The sequence below is a fragment of the Pseudomonas sp. AC229 genome, from assembly GCF_979254655.1.
Map to the genome: position 1 here is coordinate 59,347 of NZ_CEEDHK010000010.1, position 16,713 is coordinate 76,059.

At 60.6% G+C, this 16,713-nt stretch carries 16 protein-coding genes and 1 tRNA gene; 9 read left to right on the forward strand and 8 right to left on the reverse strand.

Annotation, left to right across the window (positions count from 1 at the left end; genetic code table 11):
• Nucleotides 1-2: 2 nt before the first annotated feature.
• On the reverse strand, nt 3-1,595 hold the full coding sequence (locus AC0IW7_RS15010; RefSeq protein ID WP_471819066.1) for an FAD-binding oxidoreductase: 1,593 nt from the start codon (nt 1,593-1,595) through the stop codon (nt 3-5).
• 182 nt (nt 1,596-1,777) lie between these two features.
• On the opposite strand from AC0IW7_RS15010, the gene gliR reads away from it, so the two are divergent.
• Entirely contained in the window at nt 1,778-2,800 is a 1,023-nt protein-coding gene (gene gliR / locus AC0IW7_RS15015) for an AraC family transcriptional regulator GliR (protein ID WP_471819068.1), read from the forward strand.
• A 327-nt stretch (nt 2,801-3,127) separates the two neighbouring features.
• Here gliR and AC0IW7_RS15020 read toward each other — a convergent pair whose 3' ends face one another.
• Nucleotides 3,128-4,342: a molybdopterin molybdotransferase MoeA gene (locus AC0IW7_RS15020; protein WP_471819071.1), complete on the reverse strand. Its 1,215-nt coding sequence runs from the start codon at nt 4,340-4,342 to the stop codon at nt 3,128-3,130.
• Complete coding sequence (gene moaB, locus AC0IW7_RS15025) at nt 4,339-4,878, reverse strand: molybdenum cofactor biosynthesis protein B (RefSeq protein WP_122495379.1); 540 nt, start codon at nt 4,876-4,878, stop codon at nt 4,339-4,341. Before moaB ends, AC0IW7_RS15020 begins: the two co-directional genes overlap by 4 nt.
• A gap of 77 nt (nt 4,879-4,955) precedes the next feature.
• Between moaB and mobA the strand changes: the two genes are divergently transcribed.
• The 4 genes from mobA to AC0IW7_RS15045 all read left to right on the forward strand — a co-directional run bounded on the left by mobA (nt 4,956) and on the right by AC0IW7_RS15045 (nt 6,519).
• Entirely contained in the window at nt 4,956-5,567 is a 612-nt protein-coding gene (gene mobA / locus AC0IW7_RS15030; RefSeq protein WP_471819073.1) for a molybdenum cofactor guanylyltransferase MobA, read from the forward strand.
• A gap of 257 nt (nt 5,568-5,824) precedes the next feature.
• Entirely contained in the window at nt 5,825-6,046 is a 222-nt protein-coding gene (locus AC0IW7_RS15035) for a YgdI/YgdR family lipoprotein (protein WP_471819075.1), read from the forward strand.
• 100 nt (nt 6,047-6,146) lie between these two features.
• Nucleotides 6,147-6,223, forward strand: a tRNA-Pro gene (locus AC0IW7_RS15040).
• A 104-nt stretch (nt 6,224-6,327) separates the two neighbouring features.
• The gene (locus AC0IW7_RS15045; RefSeq protein ID WP_122450560.1) at nt 6,328-6,519 is read left to right on the forward strand and encodes a hypothetical protein; all 192 of its coding nucleotides are present in this window, start codon (nt 6,328-6,330) and stop codon (nt 6,517-6,519) included.
• Between the two features lie 3 nt (nt 6,520-6,522).
• Here AC0IW7_RS15045 and AC0IW7_RS15050 read toward each other — a convergent pair whose 3' ends face one another.
• Together AC0IW7_RS15050 and AC0IW7_RS15055 are read right to left on the reverse strand one after the other, a co-directional pair.
• Nucleotides 6,523-6,759, reverse strand: coding sequence for a glutaredoxin family protein (locus AC0IW7_RS15050; protein ID WP_471819077.1), 237 nt, complete (start codon nt 6,757-6,759; stop codon nt 6,523-6,525).
• Nucleotides 6,760-6,801: 42 nt separating this feature from the next.
• On the reverse strand, nt 6,802-7,932 hold the full coding sequence (locus tag AC0IW7_RS15055; RefSeq protein ID WP_471819079.1) for a DUF5610 domain-containing protein: 1,131 nt from the start codon (nt 7,930-7,932) through the stop codon (nt 6,802-6,804).
• 324 nt (nt 7,933-8,256) lie between these two features.
• Between AC0IW7_RS15055 and AC0IW7_RS15060 the strand changes: the two genes are divergently transcribed.
• Complete coding sequence (locus tag AC0IW7_RS15060; protein WP_471819256.1) at nt 8,257-9,525, forward strand: OprD family porin; 1,269 nt, start codon at nt 8,257-8,259, stop codon at nt 9,523-9,525.
• Nucleotides 9,526-9,670: 145 nt separating this feature from the next.
• Here the strand turns inward: AC0IW7_RS15060 and cysS are convergent, their stop codons facing one another.
• On the reverse strand, nt 9,671-11,053 hold the full coding sequence (gene cysS / locus AC0IW7_RS15065; protein WP_471819081.1) for a cysteine--tRNA ligase: 1,383 nt from the start codon (nt 11,051-11,053) through the stop codon (nt 9,671-9,673).
• A gap of 9 nt (nt 11,054-11,062) precedes the next feature.
• Nucleotides 11,063-12,769 carry a glutamine--tRNA ligase/YqeY domain fusion protein gene (locus AC0IW7_RS15070; RefSeq protein ID WP_471819082.1) on the reverse strand — a complete coding sequence of 569 codons (1,707 nt, stop codon included), beginning with the start codon at nt 12,767-12,769 and terminating at the stop codon, nt 11,063-11,065.
• Nucleotides 12,770-12,891: 122 nt separating this feature from the next.
• Between AC0IW7_RS15070 and AC0IW7_RS15075 the strand changes: the two genes are divergently transcribed.
• The 3 genes from AC0IW7_RS15075 (at nt 12,892) to AC0IW7_RS15085 (ending at nt 15,898) form a co-directional block, all read left to right on the forward strand.
• The gene (locus AC0IW7_RS15075; protein ID WP_122495364.1) at nt 12,892-13,389 is read left to right on the forward strand and encodes a peptidylprolyl isomerase; all 498 of its coding nucleotides are present in this window, start codon (nt 12,892-12,894) and stop codon (nt 13,387-13,389) included.
• Between the two features lie 8 nt (nt 13,390-13,397).
• On the forward strand, nt 13,398-14,126 hold the full coding sequence (locus tag AC0IW7_RS15080; protein WP_471819258.1) for a UDP-2,3-diacylglucosamine diphosphatase: 729 nt from the start codon (nt 13,398-13,400) through the stop codon (nt 14,124-14,126).
• A 116-nt stretch (nt 14,127-14,242) separates the two neighbouring features.
• The gene (locus AC0IW7_RS15085; protein ID WP_471819083.1) at nt 14,243-15,898 is read left to right on the forward strand and encodes a hypothetical protein; all 1,656 of its coding nucleotides are present in this window, start codon (nt 14,243-14,245) and stop codon (nt 15,896-15,898) included.
• 43 nt (nt 15,899-15,941) lie between these two features.
• Here AC0IW7_RS15085 and pyrF read toward each other — a convergent pair whose 3' ends face one another.
• Nucleotides 15,942-16,640 carry an orotidine-5'-phosphate decarboxylase gene (pyrF, locus tag AC0IW7_RS15090; RefSeq protein ID WP_471819085.1) on the reverse strand — a complete coding sequence of 233 codons (699 nt, stop codon included), beginning with the start codon at nt 16,638-16,640 and terminating at the stop codon, nt 15,942-15,944.
• Between the last annotated feature and the right edge of the window lie 73 nt (nt 16,641-16,713).

Genomic DNA, 16,713 nt, shown 5'->3' on the forward strand with positions numbered 1-16,713 from the left:
GGTCATTTCAGCAATACGCCCGGATTCAAGCGTTGGTCGGGGTCGAAATGGTTGGCCATGGCCTGCAACGCGGCGATGCCCAGCTCGCCCTTCTCCACCGGCAAATACGGCGCATGGTCACGCCCAACGCCATGTTGATGGCTGATGGTGCCGCGGTTATTCACCACGGTGCTGCTGGCCAGGTGCTTGAGCTTTTGCCAACGCGCGTGGGTGGTGGCGTAGTCGTTACCGGGGCGAAAGACGTAGGTGGTGTAGATGCTCGAACCTTCGCCATACACATGGGACAGGTGAGTGAACACATGCACCTGCTCGCCTTCATCCGTCAGCCCGCCGCGCAGGCTGGCTTCGATTTTGTTTAGCAGGCTGTCGACATTGGCCCAGTCGGTCGCGGTTTCCAGCGTGTCGACGGCATAGCCGGCCTGCCACAAACCTTCGCGCAGGTACGGAAAGCGAAAACGCCCCTGCGCCCATTTCTTCCCAAGCAAGGTGCCGGTGAACACACCGCCGAAACCCTTCAACAGCTTTTTCGCCTGCTTCAGCGACAGCGCGTTCTGCGCGCGGTTACCAGTGACGCCAAAGGTCAGCATGCACTTGCCCTCGCGAGCGCCGCGCAGGGCCAGGTATTTCTCCAGCCAGGCGATTTGCTCGGGGTGGCCGGCAAGTGCCAGCTGGGTTTTGGTCTCGATGGCGTTGGACAGGCGCAGCATCGACAGCGGCACCCGCGCCTGCCCCAAGGTGCGAATCGCCTCCAGCGCCTGCTGCCAGGACGGCAGGAACACGGCATAGAACTTTTCTTCGGCGGCCAGTTGGGTAACGCGCACCTGCACCGAGGAAATCACCCCGAAGCGCCCTTCCGAGCCCAGCACCATCTCGCGCAGATCCGGGCCGGCGGCCGAGGCTGGAAAGGTCGGAATCTGCAAAGTGCCGGCGAAGGTTTCCATCGTCCCGCCGGCGAACAACTGCTCAATGCGCCCATAGCGCAACGACTGCTGGCCGCTGGAACGGCTGGCCACCCACCCGCCGAGCGTCGAAAGCTCCCACGACTGCGGGAAATGGCCGAGCGTATAACCGCGCGCGCGCAACTGGCTTTCCACCTGCGGGCCATTGGCCCCGGGGCCGAAAGTGGCGATCAGGCTCTGCTCGTCCAGCTCCAGCAGGCGACTCATGCGCTCCAGCGACAAGGTGAGCACCGCTTTGTCGCTGGCTTGCGGGTTGATATGCCCGGCTACCGAGGTGCCGCCGCCGTAGGGAATCACCAGCACGTCGTGGGCCGCTGCCCAGGCGAGCAGCTCGCGAATTTGCGCCGGGGTTTCCGGGAAGGCAACGCCGTCGGGAAACACCTCGAAGCGGCCTTCGCGCATGGCCAGCCAATCCGGCAGGCTTTGGCCACGGGCGTGGCGCACGCGGGTTTCAGCATCGGTGCTCACCAACGGATGAATGGCCAGGCGCGAGACGGGCACCTGGGCCAGCACCTGCGCCAGTGTGGCATCCGGCAGTGGCTGCCCGGGGCCGATCAACTCAGCCAGAAACGCGCCGCCATGTGCCGGCAGCTCGACCACTGTGGCCTCGTCACCCCAACCGTTCCAACGCCGCATTGCTGTCTCCTTGTGCCAGTTTCGAATTGATCTCCAGATCGGGTGAAACCGTAGCGAGCGAAGGTCAGTAGGTTTCACGTGATCTGGCTGCCTATACTAGCCAGCCGCTGACGAAGATCACTGTCGAAACAGGACAGCCAAAGTGGCCAATCAAGACAGTCCACTAGAACAAGAAAAACGCCATGCAAGCACTTGGCTACACCTCCGTTCCCGCCCTGCTGAAATACCTGCGCCACGCCGAGCACTTGGGCGTGGACACGTCCGCCGCGCTCGCTGCTGCCGGCCTGACCGCCAACGACCTCGACGACAACAGCCGGCGTCTGCCCAGCGAAGCCCACGAAAAACTCCTCGAGCATTTACTGCGTGAATCCGGCGACCCGCTGTTCGGGCTGCATGCCGGGCACTTTACTCAGCCGGGGTCGTGGAGCGTGCTGGGCTACATCACCATGAACTGCGCGACGCTGGGCGAAGCCATGAGCCGCATCGTGCCGTACGAAAAATTGGTGGGCGACATGGGCGTCAGCCGCCTGGAACCGGCGGGCGACCACCTGCGGCTGATTTGGAGTTGCCGACACCAGCCGGCTGAAATCCGTCGGCATATGGTCGAAAACGTGCTGACATCCTGGCTGCTTTACGCGCGCTGGATCGCCGACATGGACCGCTCGCCCCAAGCGGTGTGGTTCGAGCATCCGCAGCCGCCAGGCACCGAGTTGGCCGAGTACGAACGCGTGTTCGGCTGCCCGGTGCACTTCGAACAGCCGGTCAACGCCCTGCTGGTGCCGATGGAGTACCTCCACGTGCCGCTGCGCCAGGCCGATTCCAACTTGCTGCGCACCTTGGAAGAACACGCCCTGACCCTGATGGCCGGGCTGGACGAAGGCGAGCCGCTGCCGCTGCGGGTGAAAAACGCCCTGCGCTTGCTGCTCAAAGATGGGCTGCCGCGCAAGGAGCGGGTGGCCGAAAAATTCGACATGACCGTGCGCACCCTGCAACGGCATTTGCAACTGGCGGGTACCAGCTACCAGGAAATTCTCGACCAGTTGCGCCAGGAGCTGGCCGAGCATTACCTGACACGCAGCACCTTGCCGGTGCAGGACATTGCGTACTACCTGGGGTTTACCGAATCACGGTCGTTTCATCGCAGCTTTAAAGGCTGGACTGGGATTACGCCGGGGGAGTATCGGGAGCGGCATCGGAAGGGATGAAGGATTGCCTCGGTTGCTTTGCCCGGCGAGAGATTCTGGATTCCCGCCTGCGCGGGAATGACGGTGATGATTGAATAAAACTCCGTCATTCCCGCGAAGGCGGTGGTCCGACAATTCGGAATCTAGAGTTTCGGACCGAAGTGCGGTTCCGGGTTCGCCACATTTCCTGCGTGGGAATAGATCACCAATCGCCTCGATTGCTTTGCCCGGCGAGAGATTCTGGATCCCCGCGTTCGCGAGGATGACGGTGATGGTTTGTAAAACCTCCGTCATTCCCGCATTCGCGAGGATGACGGTGATGGAGAAAAACCCCGTCATTCCCGCCCCCTAATTCAACACCTCACTCAACGGAATAAAATTCACACTGTCCCCTTCCACCAGCGTCCGCCCTTCGGGCACTTCCACCAGCCCTTCAGCCCACGCCGCACTGCGCAGCACACCCGAACTCTGGTTGCTGTAAAGCACCGCCCTGCCGTCTTCAATCCGTGCCCGCAGATATTCGCGGCGCTCACCGGCGGTGCGCCAGACGAACGCGGCCGGCACGGGAAACCGCAGCGGCGTCACATCCACCACGCCCATGCGCCGCAACAGGTACGGCCGCGCCAGCAACGCAAAGGTCACCAGCGTGGACGCCGGATTACCCGGCAGACCAATCACCGGCACACCACGAAAATGCCCGAACGTCAGCGGTTTTCCCGGTTTGATCGCCAGCTTCCATAGGGTCAGTTCGCCTTCTTCGCGCAAGGCATGGCCGAGGAAATCCGCCTCGCCCACCGACACGCCGCCGGTAGACAGAATCAGGTCCACCCGGTCAAAACCGCCGAGGCGCTCGCGGGTTTGCTCAAGGTTGTCCGGCAAAATGCCGCCGTCAACGACCTCGCAACCCACCTGGCGTAGCCATTGGCAAAGCAACGTGCGGTTGCTGTTGTAGATTTGCCCAGGGCCAAGGGGCTGGCCGGGCTCGATCAGTTCGTCGCCGGTCGACAACACGGCCACACGAGGACGGCGAACCACGCTGATTTCCGCCACGCCAAGGGTGGCGCACAGTCCGAGTTTGATTGCATTCAAGCGCGTGCCGGCGACCAGAACCGTCTCGCCGACTCGCGTTTCCTGGCCTTGCGGGCGGATGTTCTGGCCGACTTTCAGCGGCTCGGTAAAGCGCACGCGGCCGTCTTCCAGCACCTCGGCGTTTTCCTGCATTTCCACCACATCGGCACCCGCCGGCACCGGGGCGCCGGTGAAAATCCGCGCGCAGGTGCCGGCCTGCAGCGGTTGCGGCGCCGTGCCGGCAAAAATGCGTTGGCTTACCGCCAAGGGCTCACCTTGCCACTCGCTTAGGCGCAGGGCGTAACCGTCCATGGCGCTGTTGGGCCAGGGCGGTAAATCCAGGGTGGCGATCAGCGGTTCGGCCAATACACGGCCGTGGGCGTCGGCCAGCGCCACGCGCTCGGTGTCTTTGATGGGCGTGGTTTCGGCCAGCGTCAGCAAGCGCTCCAGCGCCTGCTCGACCGGCAGCAGCGCGCTGCGTTTGCCCTCACTCATCCGCGCGTCTCGCACGGCGCGGCCTGTTTCAGGTGCGGCACGAAATTGCACGGGCGATGACGGTTATCCAGCTGTTCGGCGAGGATGCCGTCCCAGCCGGTGCGGCAGGCATTGGTCGAGCCAGGCAGGCAGCAGACCAAGGTGCCATTGGCCAACCCGGCCAGCGCGCGGGATTGAATCGTCGAGGTGCCAATATCCGGCACGGAGATCTGCCGGAACAGTTCGCCGAACCCGTCGACCTGTTTGTCCAGCAAACACGCCACCGCTTCCGGCGTGCTGTCGCGGCCGGTGAAGCCGGTGCCGCCAGTAATCAACACGACTTGCACGGTGTCTTCGGCAATCCAGGTGGCGACTTGGGCGCGAATTTTGTACAGATCATCTTTAAGCAGCACACGGGCGGCGAGGTTATGGCCGGCGGCGGTGAGGCGGTCGACAAATAGCTGACCCGAGGTGTCGGTTTCCAGCGAGCGGGTGTCGCTGACGGTGAGAACGGCAATATTCAGGGGCACAAAGGGTGCATCAGCCTTGGTGTTCATAGGCTCAAATCCGGTTGTGGGGGAGGCAGGTCGGTGTTTATATCACAGCCCTCGCCTCTCTCGCGCCGGAAGCCTGCATGACCGATTTGCCGACCCTGCCCGCCTGTTCCGTTCTGCTGTTAGCCGGTGGCCGTGGCCAGCGCATGGGCGGCCAGGACAAGGGCCTGGTGCACTGGCGCAACCAGCCATTGATCGCCCATTTGCACGCCGTCACCCGGCCGCTCACGGACGACCTGATTATTTCCTGCAACCGCAACCACGCCGCCTACGCGCCTTATGCCGATCAAATGGTCAGCGACGACAGCCCGGACTTTTGCGGCCCGCTGGCCGGCATTCGCGCGGGCCTGGCGGTGGCCAAACACGATTGGTTGCTGGTGTTGCCCTGCGATGCGCCGCTGGTTGATGGCGCGCTGATTCAAGCCATGCGTGTGGCGGCGTATGAACAGCAAAAACCGCTGATGCTGCGACGTGGTGAGCAATGGGAACCGCTGTTTAGCGTGGTGCCCTGCGCTATCGCCGCTGGTGTTGAACAAGCATGGCAAGCGGGCAAGCGCAGCCCAAGGCAGGCGTTTGAGACGCAAGGCGCGGTGTATTTGGATTTGGCCGAGGACGACCAGCGTTTGGCGAATTTGAATACGCCTGAGTTGCTGGCGCGCACGGAACGCCAGACAGGTTCGGAACACTCGTAGGAGCGAGCTTGCTCGCGAAGCTTGTGATCGTGAAAAGCTTCGCGAGCAAGCTCGCTCCTACGAAACCTGCGCAGGTCACAGCGATCCCTGGAAAAGGTGTTCTCTTGGAAAACCGAGTAAACGCCATCGCGACTAAAGTCGCTGCTACAAGTTGGTCTGCACCACTGAACTTGGCCGCTTCGCTTGCGTCTCATGCTTGGTAAAAAAAGCATGAACCCTATGCGCAGACATCGGTCTGCACACACCGGAGAAAACCCATGAAACAGCGGATCATTCCCGCCTTTGTTTTGGCCGCTGGCCTTGTTGCCCTTGCCGGCTGTTCGTCGCCGTCGGTGATCACGTTGAACGATGGTCGCGAGATTCAAACCGTTGACCAACCCGAGTACGACAGCGACTCCGGTTTCTATGAATTCGAGCAGTTGGACGGCAAGCGCACCAAGGTCAACAAAGACCAGGTACGCACGGTCAAGGAACTTTGAGGCTCGCCTCAAGCCAAAAAAAAGGGGCTAGCGCGACCGAGAAAAATTTCCGCCTAACCCCTTGTGCGCTAAAACTTTTTCAGTAAAATCTGGCCTCATTCGGAGTGTAGCGCAGCTTGGTAGCGCGTCTCGTTCGGGACGAGAAGGTCGCAGGTTCGAATCCTGTCTCTCCGACCAATCCCTGAAAAACCCGCCCTCTTGGCGGGTTTTTTATTGGCCGCGTTTTAGCCTTTACTGGATGCTGTGCAGCCAGCCACTTTTTTCTTAAAAGAGAGCAAACAATGAGCGCGGAAAAAACCGTAAACGGTTATGTGATTAAGCAGATCGGCGCCGGCAATTGGTGGGTGTGTTCGGCCGCTGGCGAGCAAGTGGCCGGCCCGATGCCCACCGAGAAAATGGCTTGCGAAGTGGCCGAGGTCTTTCAGGACACGCCCGCCTCTCCTCGCCGTCGCGGCGAGTCGCGCGACGACTAACGCTTACTGAAGAAAGGCGACAATCTGGTCGGCATCGAACGGCCAGTTCAACTCCGCGCCGGTGTCGCAACGGCGCAGCACCGGAATGCGCAGGCCGTAGATTTCCACCTGCGCTTCGTCGTCACCGATGTCGATCAGTTCCACCAGCAAACCGTGTTCAACAAACGGCATCAGCAGCGCCTCGGCCAGCTCACAGAGATGACAGCCTAAGGTGCCGAAAAGTTGGCATTCGGGAAGCATGACTACGCCTCATAAAAAAACATGAGGCGCAGTTTAGCCGAGTCACTGACCGCTGGCAGCGGCGGTCGCGGTGGTGCTTTGCGCTTGCGGGGTGATCAAGCCTTTGAGGCCGTCAAGCAGGCGGTCGTTGAGCGTTTGCGCCTTGTCCAGATCTTCTTGGTCGAAGCGATCATCCAGACTGAACGCGCCTTTGAGCAGGTCCGACATGACCTTCGCCGGGTTATCCGACAAGCTGCTGGCCGTCTGCAGGCCGTCCACCAGGCTCTTGGCGTAGTCGTTGAGCGCACTGTTGCTGGCCCCGGCTTTGCTGCCGCCGGCGACCGAGCCGTAGGTTTCTGTCGCGCGCACGCTGGCGGTGGTCATGTTCAGCGACATGCTCGCCAGTTGCGTGCCGTTGATGTCCAGCTTCACCGCCTGGTCGAAGGCACCTTGCAGATCGCCGGAATAGAACTTGTCAGAGATATCGGAAACCTTGCTGAACAAGTCCTTCAGCGAAGCCATTTCCTCTTCATTCAGGTCGCCGTCCACCTCCACCGAATAGCCGGCCACCTGCATGGTTTTGGTCGATGAGCCATCTGCAGATTTAGTGCTTTCGCTGGACGACGCATTGGCGGCCAGAATGCGCACTTTATCGCCGTCCAGCGTGGTCAGGCTCATGTCGAAGCTCTGCGCCTGCGCCTGGTAATTGCGGTCGCTGTAGTCGCCGGTAATCGAGGTGCTTTCACCCGGTGCGGTGCCGCTAGCAGGCACGCCCAGGCTTTCGCCGAGCTTGTCCAAACCAGCGGTGATTTTGCTGTAGGTTTCTTCAATGTCGGCAGCGACCTTGCCGCCCAGCACACCCAGCCCATCGAGAATTTTCTTCGCCTCAGCGAAGCCTTTTTCGATGCCCTTGCGCGCTTGCTCAAGCATGTCTTGCAGCTCGGCGTTGTCGGCGCCAGAGGCCGCTTTGCTTTTGATACCGCCCTCCACGAAGCCGAGAATGCGGTCGGCCACTTTGTCGGGCGTGTAGTTACTGGCTTTGTCGTTCAGGTCACCGGGCTTGAGGCCCAGTCGGTCGGCCAGACGATTGGCCAAGGTTTTCTGCGGGTCGATGGCGCCGGCGCCAGCGGACGAAGCGCCCACATTTCCAGTGCGCAGGTTGGTCGGCAGAAAAGCAGCAGATGAAGTAGCCATGGTCGTTTTCCTCGACGAGACATCTGCAAGGTTGACGACACCGTTTGGCAAAAGTTGAGGGCAATTCGCCACGAGGCCGACCGATGGTCCTACGGCTATTTGGGAAAAACCCTATAGCAGAAGCCCTAGCATGCGGCTTAGCGGGCGGACGAAACGGCGCCTCGACTTGGCCCCAGCGCCCGGCCGACTAAGGTCTAAAAGGCGCTATTGATTTCTCCGTGCTTAGATTCACACGCGGTCACAAAACGGTCACACAACCACCGACCGATCCGCACACGAGGAGAAAACAATAATGAGCAAAGCTCACCTCCCCACGCTGTAGCCCTGGCTACCGTTGGCGCTTCGCTAACCCTTCCCACGCTTGCCTACGCAGACTTCATCAAAGACAGCAAAGCCAGCCTGGAGCTGCGCAACTTCTACATGAACCGCGACTATCGCCAGGACGGCAGCCCCAACCCGCCCGGCGTCACCGGCAAACCCGGCGAATTTCGCAGCAAGTCTGAAGAATGGGCGCAGGGCTTTTTGCTGCGCTATGAATCGGGCTATACCGACGGCACCGTTGGCGTTGGCGTCGACGCGTTGGGCACGCTGGGGGTGAAACTGGATTCCGGCCGTGGCCGCACCGGCACCGGCCTGTTGCAAGTAGACCGCGACACCGGCGAGGCGCAAGACACCTACGGCGACCTGGGCGTCACGGCAAAACTGAAAGCCTCGAAAACCACGTTGAAAGTCGGCGCGCTGATGCCCAAGGTGCCGGTGTTGCAAGCCAACGACTCGCGCCTGCTGCCGCAGATTTTCCAGGGCGGCCAGCTCAACTCGCTGGACATCGACAACCTGACCCTGGACGCGGGGCAACTCAAACGCGTGAACTACCGCGACTCGTCGGACTACGAAGAAATGGTCATCAACGGCGGCGGCCGGCGCAACATCGTCGCCACGGCCGGGCTGACAAGCGATGAATTCAACTTCGCCTCTGGCAGCTACAAATGGAACGACCAGCTCACCACCGCCTACAGCTACGGCAACCTGGACGAGTTCTATAAACAGCACATCGTCAACCTCACCCACGTGCTGCCGCTGGCGGACAAACAGTCGCTGAAATCCGACATCCGCTACGCCCGCTCCCGCGACGACGGCAGCAGTAATGTCGATAACAACGCCTTGGGCGCCATGTTCACCTACAGCCTCGGCGGCCACGCCTTTGGCGCCGGCTATCAACGCATGAGCGGCGACACCGGGTTTGCCTACGTCAACGTCACCGATCCGTTCCTGGTCAACTACGTGCAGATCGGCGACTTTGCAAACAAAGACGAAAAATCCTGGCAGCTGCGCTACGACTACAACTTTGCCGCGATCGGCCTTCCCGGCCTGACGTTTATGACCCGCTACCTGAACGGCGACGATGTGGAGCGCGCGGGTGGCGACAACGACGGCAAGGAATGGGAACGCAACATGGACATCGCCTACGTGTTCCAGGACGGCCCGTTGAAAAACCTCGGCGTGAAATGGCGCAACGCCACAGCGCGGTCGAACTTTGGCAATGACCTGGATGAGAACCGGTTGATTGTGAGTTACACGGTTGGGTTGTGGTAAGCGACACGATCTACCCGAAATGTACGCCGGGATAGTCTGGGTTCCCGCCTACGCGGGAACGACGGCGGATTGATTGGAGGCTCTCGATCCATCATCACCCACAAAAAACCCGCCAATCGGCGGGTTTTTTGTTATGCGCTAACGATCAATCCGCCAAGCGCCAGGTGGTGCCGCCCTTGCCGTCTTCCAGCACCACGCCCATGGCGGTGAGCTGGTCGCGGATACGGTCGGATTCGCCCCAGTTCTTGTCGGCACGCGCTTGCAGGCGCGCGGCGATCAAGGCGTCTACTTGCGCAGCGTCCACTTTGCCTTCGGCGCCGGCACGCAGGAAGTCGTCCGGCTCCATTTGCAATACGCCAAGCACGCTGGCCAGTTCTTTCAAACGCGCTGCCAAACCGGCGGCGGTCTGGCTGTCGCTGTCACGCAGACGGTTGATCTCGCGCACCATCTCGAACAACACGGCGCACGCTTCTGGTGTGCCGAAGTCGTCGTTCATGGCGGCGCTAAAGCGTTCAACGAATGCCTCACCGCCCGCCGCCGGCACCGCTGGCAAGCCCCTGAGCGCGTGGTAGAAACGCTCGAGCGCGCCCTTGGCTTCTTTGAGGTTGTCTTCGGAATAGTTGATCGAGCTGCGGTAGTGGCTCGATACCAACAGGTAGCGCACCACTTCAGGCTGATACTTTTCCAGCACGTCGCGAATGGTGAAGAAGTTGTTCAATGACTTCGACATCTTCTCGCCATTGATACGGATCATGCCGCAGTGCATCCAGGCGTTGGCGTATGGCTGGCCGGTGGCCGCCTCGCTCTGGGCAATCTCGTTTTCGTGGTGCGGAAATTCCAGGTCGTTGCCGCCGCCGTGAATGTCGAAGGTGTCACCCAGGCAGCAGGTGGACATCACCGAGCATTCGATATGCCAGCCCGGACGGCCCGCGCCCCATGGCGATTCCCAACTCGGCTCGCCGGGTTTCACGCCTTTCCACAGCACGAAATCCAGCGGGTCTTCCTTGGCTTCGTCCACTTCGATACGGGCGCCGATGCGCAGGTCTTCGACCTTCTTGCGCGACAGCTTGCCGTACCCGAGGAACTTGTTGACGCGGTAGTACACGTCGCCATTGCCGGGGGCGTAGGCGTAACCCTTGTCGATCAGGGTCTGGATCATCGCGTGCATGCCGCCGATATGATCGGTGGCGCGCGGCTCCATGTCCGGCTTCTTGATGTTCAGGCGCGCTTCGTCTTCGTGCATCGCATCGATCATGCGCGCGGTCAGGGCGTCGAAGCTCTCCCCGTTTTCGCGGGCGCGGTTGATGATCTTGTCGTCGATGTCGGTGATGTTGCGCACGTACGTCAGGTCATAGCCGCTGAAACGCAGCCAGCGGGTGATGAGGTCGAACGCCACCATGCTGCGGCCGTGGCCGAGGTGGCAGTAGTCGTATACGGTCATGCCGCACACGTACATGCGCACCTTGTTGCCGTCCAACGGTTTGAACGGCGCTTTGGTTTTGGTCAGCGTGTTGTAGATCGAAAGCACGTTATGTCCTCACGCCCACGAATCGCGCAGGGTCACGGTGCGGTTGAACACCGGCCGGCCAGGTTGCGAGTCTTTGATATCGGCGCAGAAGTAACCCTCGCGCTCGAACTGGAAGCGGTCTTCCGGCTTGGCCTGGGCCAGCGACGGCTCGGCGCGGCAGCCGGTGAGCACTTGCAGCGAATCGGGGTTGATGTTGTCGAGGAAGCTTTTGCCCTCTTCCGCTTTCTCCGGATTCGGCGAGCGGAACAGGCGGTCGTACAGGCGCACTTCGCATTCGATGCTGGCCGCTGCCGGCACCCAATGGATCACGCCTTTGACCTTGCGACCTTCCGGGTTTTTACCGAGGGTGTCCGGGTCGTACGAGCACCGCAGCTCGACGATGTTGCCGTCTACGTCTTTGATCGCTTCGTCGGCACGAATCACGTAACTGCCGCGCAGGCGTACTTCACCGCCCGGCTCCAGGCGTTTGTAGCCTTTTGGCGGCTCTTCCATGAAGTCGTCGCGGTCGATGTAAATTTCCCGCTCGAACGGCAAGGCGCGCACGCCCATGTCGTTTTTCGGGTGGCATGGCAATTCGAGGTGTTCGACCTGACCTTCCGGGTAGTTAGTGATCACCACTTTCAACGGGCGCAACACGCACATGGCGCGGGGCGCGTTGTGGTCGAGGTCGTCACGAATGGCGAATTCCAGCATGGCGAAATCGACCACGCCGTCGGAACGGTTGGTGCCGATCATTTCGCAGAACTTGCGGATGGACGCAGCGGTGTAACCGCGACGGCGGAAGCCCGACAGCGTCGACATACGCGGGTCGTCCCAGCCGTTGACGTGCTTCTCGTCAACCAGTTGCTTGAGCTTGCGCTTGCTGGTCACGGTGTAGCTCAGGTTCAGGCGCGAGAACTCGTACTGACGCGGCGTGGCCGGCACCGACAGGTGTTCCAGGAACCACTCGTACAGCGGACGATGGCCTTCGAATTCCAGGGTGCAAATGGAATGGGTGATGCCTTCGATGGCATCCGACTGGCCGTGGGTGAAGTCGTAGTTCGGGTAGATGCACCACGTGTCACCGGTCTGGTGGTGATGGGCGTGACGGATGCGATAGAGGATCGGGTCGCGCAGGTTCATGTTTGGCGACGCCATGTCGATTTTGGCGCGCAGCACGCGAGCGCCATCTTCGAATTCGCCCGCCTTCATGCGCGCGAACAGGTCGAGGTTTTCCTCAACCGAGCGGTCACGGAACGGGCTGTTCTTGCCAGGCTCAGTCAGCGTGCCGCGGTATTCCTTGGCTTGCTCGGGGCTCAGGTCATCGACGTAGGCGTTGCCGGCTTTGATCAGCTCAACCGCCCAGTCATGCAACTGGTCGAAATACTGCGAGGCGTAACGCACATCGCCGTTCCACTGAAAGCCCAGCCACTGCACGTCGCTCTTGATGGCGTCGATGTATTCCTGGTCTTCCTTGGCCGGGTTGGTGTCGTCGAAGCGCAGGTTGCACACGCCACCAAATTCCTCGGCCAGGCCGAAGTTCACGCAGATCGATTTGGCGTGACCAATGTGCAGGTAACCGTTGGGCTCCGGCGGAAAGCGGGTAACGATCTGGGTGTGTTTGCCGGAGTCGAGATCAGCCTGAACGATTTGGCGCAGGAAATTGGCAGGTACAACCGGGGCGGCTTTGCCGTCAGCGGCGGGAACGGCAGCGGAGTCGTGAGTAGGCTTGCTCATAGGATCCTTGAACGTACAGGTGCGCAGCCAGGGTAGGCCGACCAAAACAAAGCGCTTATCATAGCCGAAGCTGTCAACCCCCTGACAGGCCTTCGAATTTCTCGACAGAGTGGATTTTTCCCATGATCAAGCTGCACACCAACCACGGCGTTATCACCCTGAACCTGTTCGCTGACAAAGCGCCAGAGACCGTTGCCAACTTCGAGGAATACGTGAAGGCTGGCCATTACGACAACACCGTTTTCCACCGCGTTATCAGCAATTTCATGATTCAAGGCGGCGGTTTCGAGCCTGGCATGAAGCAGAAAGCCACCCGCGCCACCATCAAGAACGAAGCCAACAACGGCCTCTCCAACAAAGTGGGCACCGTGGCCATGGCCCGCACCATGGAGCCGCATTCGGCCTCCGCGCAGTTCTTCATCAACGTTTCCGACAACAACTTCCTCGACCACAGCGCGCCGACCGTTCAAGGCTGGGGCTACACCGTATTCGGTGAAGTGGTTGAAGGCATGGACGTGGTCAACAAAATCAAAGGCGTGGCCACCACCATGAAGTCCGGCCACCAGGACGTACCGGTTGATGACGTGATCATCGAACGCGCCGAGATCGTTGCTGAGTAAGCCGTTTGATCACTCTTCTGATCTCGGATCTGCACCTTGAAGAACAACGCCCGGACATTACCCGGGCGTTTGTGCATTTTCTCGCCGGCCGCGCCCGCATGGCCGGCGCCCTTTATATCCTTGGCGATTTCTTTGAAGCGTGGATTGGCGACGACGCCATGACCCCGTTTCAGGCCTCGATCGCCCAGGCCCTGCGCGAACTGAGCGACAGCGGCACCGCCATTTACCTGATGCACGGCAACCGCGACTTTATGCTCGGCCAAGGTTTTTGCCGCGCCGCCGGCTGCACCTTGCTGGCCGACCCGACGAAAATCGAGCTGGGCGGCGAACCGGTTTTGCTGATGCACGGCGACAGCCTGTGCACCCGCGACGAAGCCTATATGCGCCTGCGCCGCTATTTGCGTCACCCGCTGACCCTGTTCATTTTGCGCAACCTGCCCCGTCGCACCCGCGAACGGCTGGCGCGCAAACTGCGCAAGGAAAGCAGCGCACAAACGCGGATGAAAGCGGCGGATATCGTCGATGTCACGCCCGAAGAAGTGCCGCGCCTGATGGCGCAATACGGCGTGCGCACCCTGATCCACGGCCACACCCACCGCCCAGCCGTGCATCGCCTGCAAGTTGAAGGCGAAGCGGCGCGGCGAATCGTGCTGGGCGACTGGGATAAACAGGGCTGGGCGTTGCAAGTGGACGATCAAGGCTTTGCGCTGGCGGCGTTTGAGTTTGTTGAGGGCTGACGGCGCGCTATCTGCACCGTAGGAGCGAGCTTGCTCGCGAATGGCGCCCGTGCCGACCGTGAGCGTTGGCCCTGGCACCGCTTCGCGAGCAAGCTCGCTCCGTCGCAAACGTGCGTATGGCTGACGACTTGGAAAACCGCGACCGTCTTCGCGCTGACTTTCCGCTGCTTTCTCATAGCCACGAACGAAAAAATCCTTACGCACAAAGAAGCCGTTCTTTTGTTCCTCAGAGGCAGCCTGCTTATTGCCTTTTTGTGGTGATCGAAGCTGGTCTTACCGGCCCCGCAGTGTTTTACGCGGGTGCCGGTCCACTCAGTTTTTCATCAGGGACCAATGCCATGAACAGGCTCACTACTTCGCGCCTTACCGCCCTAACCCTGGCTTGTAGCGCCGGCCTTACCTTAACGTCCGGCGCCCATGCCTCGCACAACGGAACCTTATTAGTTGGAGGCCAGGTGCCCGACTGGGCAGTGGGTGACCAATACCAATGCTCCGGCACACTGGTTACGCCACGCGTGATCATTTCTTCTGCCGAATGCAAGTACTCCACCGGGTACTTTCACCGTAAAACCGGGCTCAAGTACTCAGGAAAGACCATCGCGTTTCCCGTCACCAACAACGTGTGGGGCAACGTAAGCGTGTTTATAACTGACGGTAAATTTGGCGGCAGCTCATCTGTGGAAACCGCCCCAGTAGCCAGTTATGCCGAGCAAAGAAATAAGCTGGTCGATGGCAATGCTTCGCTCACTGAGGGAGCACGCCTGGAATTCTATGCGACGGACTCACTGGGAGTGTTCCCCGGTCAGAGAGCCGATCGGCAGATGCGCTTGATCGATGCTTACGTAGACTGGAGCACCTACAAGGGCAACCTCAGCGCAGGAGATCCAGCTCCCGATGGGCCTCCCCTGATCTACCGCTCCATGGCCGGATACTTCCAGACGGATTACGATTTCGCCAATACCCTCGGGTATGTGTTTAACGTCGCCGGGCCTGGCTTCAGCTACATCGACGTCGACGACGCAATCATCTTTACGGCGGGTCATCCTGACTGGTCGCGCTACATCGACCCTCCGATTGAAGATGCCGGCGCAGGCATATTCCTGCGCCACCCCAATGGCGATCGCTCGTTAGTAGGCACCTCGTTCGGCGGTTGGGGCCATGTACGCCTCAGCCACTACTGGCCGTGGGTGGTCAAAACCCTGGTAGATCAGGGACTACGTGACGATGCACGGTTGCTGAGCCAAAAGGTTCTGGGTACCGGAAACTGGGGGGAGCGCAAAGGCGAGTTCGGACAGATCTACGTCTATGACAATCCCAACAGCAAGCGCCTTGAGTACATGCGCCTGGTGAATGTCGGCGCAAATGGTAGTTACGGGGCTTTTCCAACCAATCAGCAGGACAACGCGACGTGGGAGTACTTGGGGACGGACCTCCCCGATATGGAGCAAGCCACCCGGCCGGTCAGGCAGTGGAACCCCAACAATCTCTCGGAAGCTCTGGGCGGTGAATTCTTCGTCTATAACAACCCATACACCCGCGACGTCGAGTATTTCCGTCTCAAGGCATCCGGGCGATATGGTTATTTCCCAACGAATAAAACCAGTAACGCCCAATGGACGTATCTGGGTACTAACCTCCCTACCCGCGAAATGAAATTCGTCGGCCTGAACGTTCAACCAGACACGCCGCATGTGGAATCGGAGCTCGTCACACCAAGTACGACGCCTGGCTCACAAGCGGATCAGGGCATGATAGCCACGCCGGCGCGGTAAAGTCAGAACCCATCGGGGCTCAAAAACGAGCCCCTACCCGGCGTTACGCCAATTCAGCCACAACAGCCGCCAGCGCTTGCGCAGGACTCGCGGCCTGGCTAATCGGCCGCCCAATAACCAAATAATCCGAACCGGCATCCAGCGCCTGACGCGGCGTGAGAATGCGGCGCTGATCGTCTTGCGCGCTGCCCGCCGGACGAATACCGGGCGTCACCAGCTGCAGGTTCGGGTGCGCGGCTTTCAGCGCCTGCGCTTCCTGCGCCGAACACACCAGGCCATCCATGCCCGCCTTCGACGCCAGCCCGGCCAAGCGCAGCACCTGCTCTTGCGGTTCGATGTCCAGACCAATACCCGCGAGGTCTTCGCGCTCCATGCTGGTGAGCACAGTGACGCCAATCAGCAGCGGCTTGGGACCATTGAATTTGTCCAGCGTTTCGCGGCAGGCCGCCATCATGCGCAGGCCGCCCGAGCAGTGCACATTCACCATCCACACGCCCATTTCCGCCGCGGCTTTTACTGCCATGGCGGTGGTGTTGGGGATGTCGTGAAATTTCAGGTCGAGGAATACTTCGAAGCCTTTCTCACGCAGGGTGGTGACGATGTCGGATGCGCAGCTGGTGAACAACTCCTTGCCGACCTTGACCCGGCACAGCGTGGGATCGAGCTGATCGGCCAACTGCAATGCAGCTTCGCGGGTGGGGAAATCCAGGGCGACGATGATGGGAGTCTGGCAGGCGGACATGGGCGACGGGTCTCGGAGGTCGGTGAGGTGTGCGGTGGTCGAAATCGGCGCGCATTGTAGCGCAAGCCACCCG

What these genes read in the sequence shown, in the direction of transcription:
- gliR (WP_471819068.1), top strand. Translation starts at nt 1,778, where the DNA reads ATGCAAGCACTTGGCTACACCTCCGTTCCCGCCCTGCTGAAATACCTG.
- AC0IW7_RS15075 (WP_122495364.1), top strand. Translation starts at nt 12,892, where the DNA reads ATGATCAAGCTGCACACCAACCACGGCGTTATCACCCTGAACCTGTTC.
- AC0IW7_RS15050 (WP_471819077.1), bottom strand. Translation starts at nt 6,759, where the DNA reads ATGCTTCCCGAATGCCAACTTTTCGGCACCTTAGGCTGTCATCTCTGT.
- AC0IW7_RS15070 (WP_471819082.1), bottom strand. Translation starts at nt 12,769, where the DNA reads ATGAGCAAGCCTACTCACGACTCCGCTGCCGTTCCCGCCGCTGACGGC.
- moaB (WP_122495379.1), bottom strand. Translation starts at nt 4,878, where the DNA reads ATGAACACCAAGGCTGATGCACCCTTTGTGCCCCTGAATATTGCCGTT.
- pyrF (WP_471819085.1), bottom strand. Translation starts at nt 16,640, where the DNA reads ATGTCCGCCTGCCAGACTCCCATCATCGTCGCCCTGGATTTCCCCACC.
- AC0IW7_RS15085 (WP_471819083.1), top strand. Translation starts at nt 14,243, where the DNA reads ATGGCTGACGACTTGGAAAACCGCGACCGTCTTCGCGCTGACTTTCCG.
- AC0IW7_RS15055 (WP_471819079.1), bottom strand. Translation starts at nt 7,932, where the DNA reads ATGGCTACTTCATCTGCTGCTTTTCTGCCGACCAACCTGCGCACTGGA.
- mobA (WP_471819073.1), top strand. Translation starts at nt 4,956, where the DNA reads ATGACCGATTTGCCGACCCTGCCCGCCTGTTCCGTTCTGCTGTTAGCC.
- AC0IW7_RS15020 (WP_471819071.1), bottom strand. Translation starts at nt 4,342, where the DNA reads ATGAGTGAGGGCAAACGCAGCGCGCTGCTGCCGGTCGAGCAGGCGCTG.
- AC0IW7_RS15010 (WP_471819066.1), bottom strand. Translation starts at nt 1,595, where the DNA reads ATGCGGCGTTGGAACGGTTGGGGTGACGAGGCCACAGTGGTCGAGCTG.
- AC0IW7_RS15035 (WP_471819075.1), top strand. Translation starts at nt 5,825, where the DNA reads ATGAAACAGCGGATCATTCCCGCCTTTGTTTTGGCCGCTGGCCTTGTT.
- AC0IW7_RS15045 (WP_122450560.1), top strand. Translation starts at nt 6,328, where the DNA reads ATGAGCGCGGAAAAAACCGTAAACGGTTATGTGATTAAGCAGATCGGC.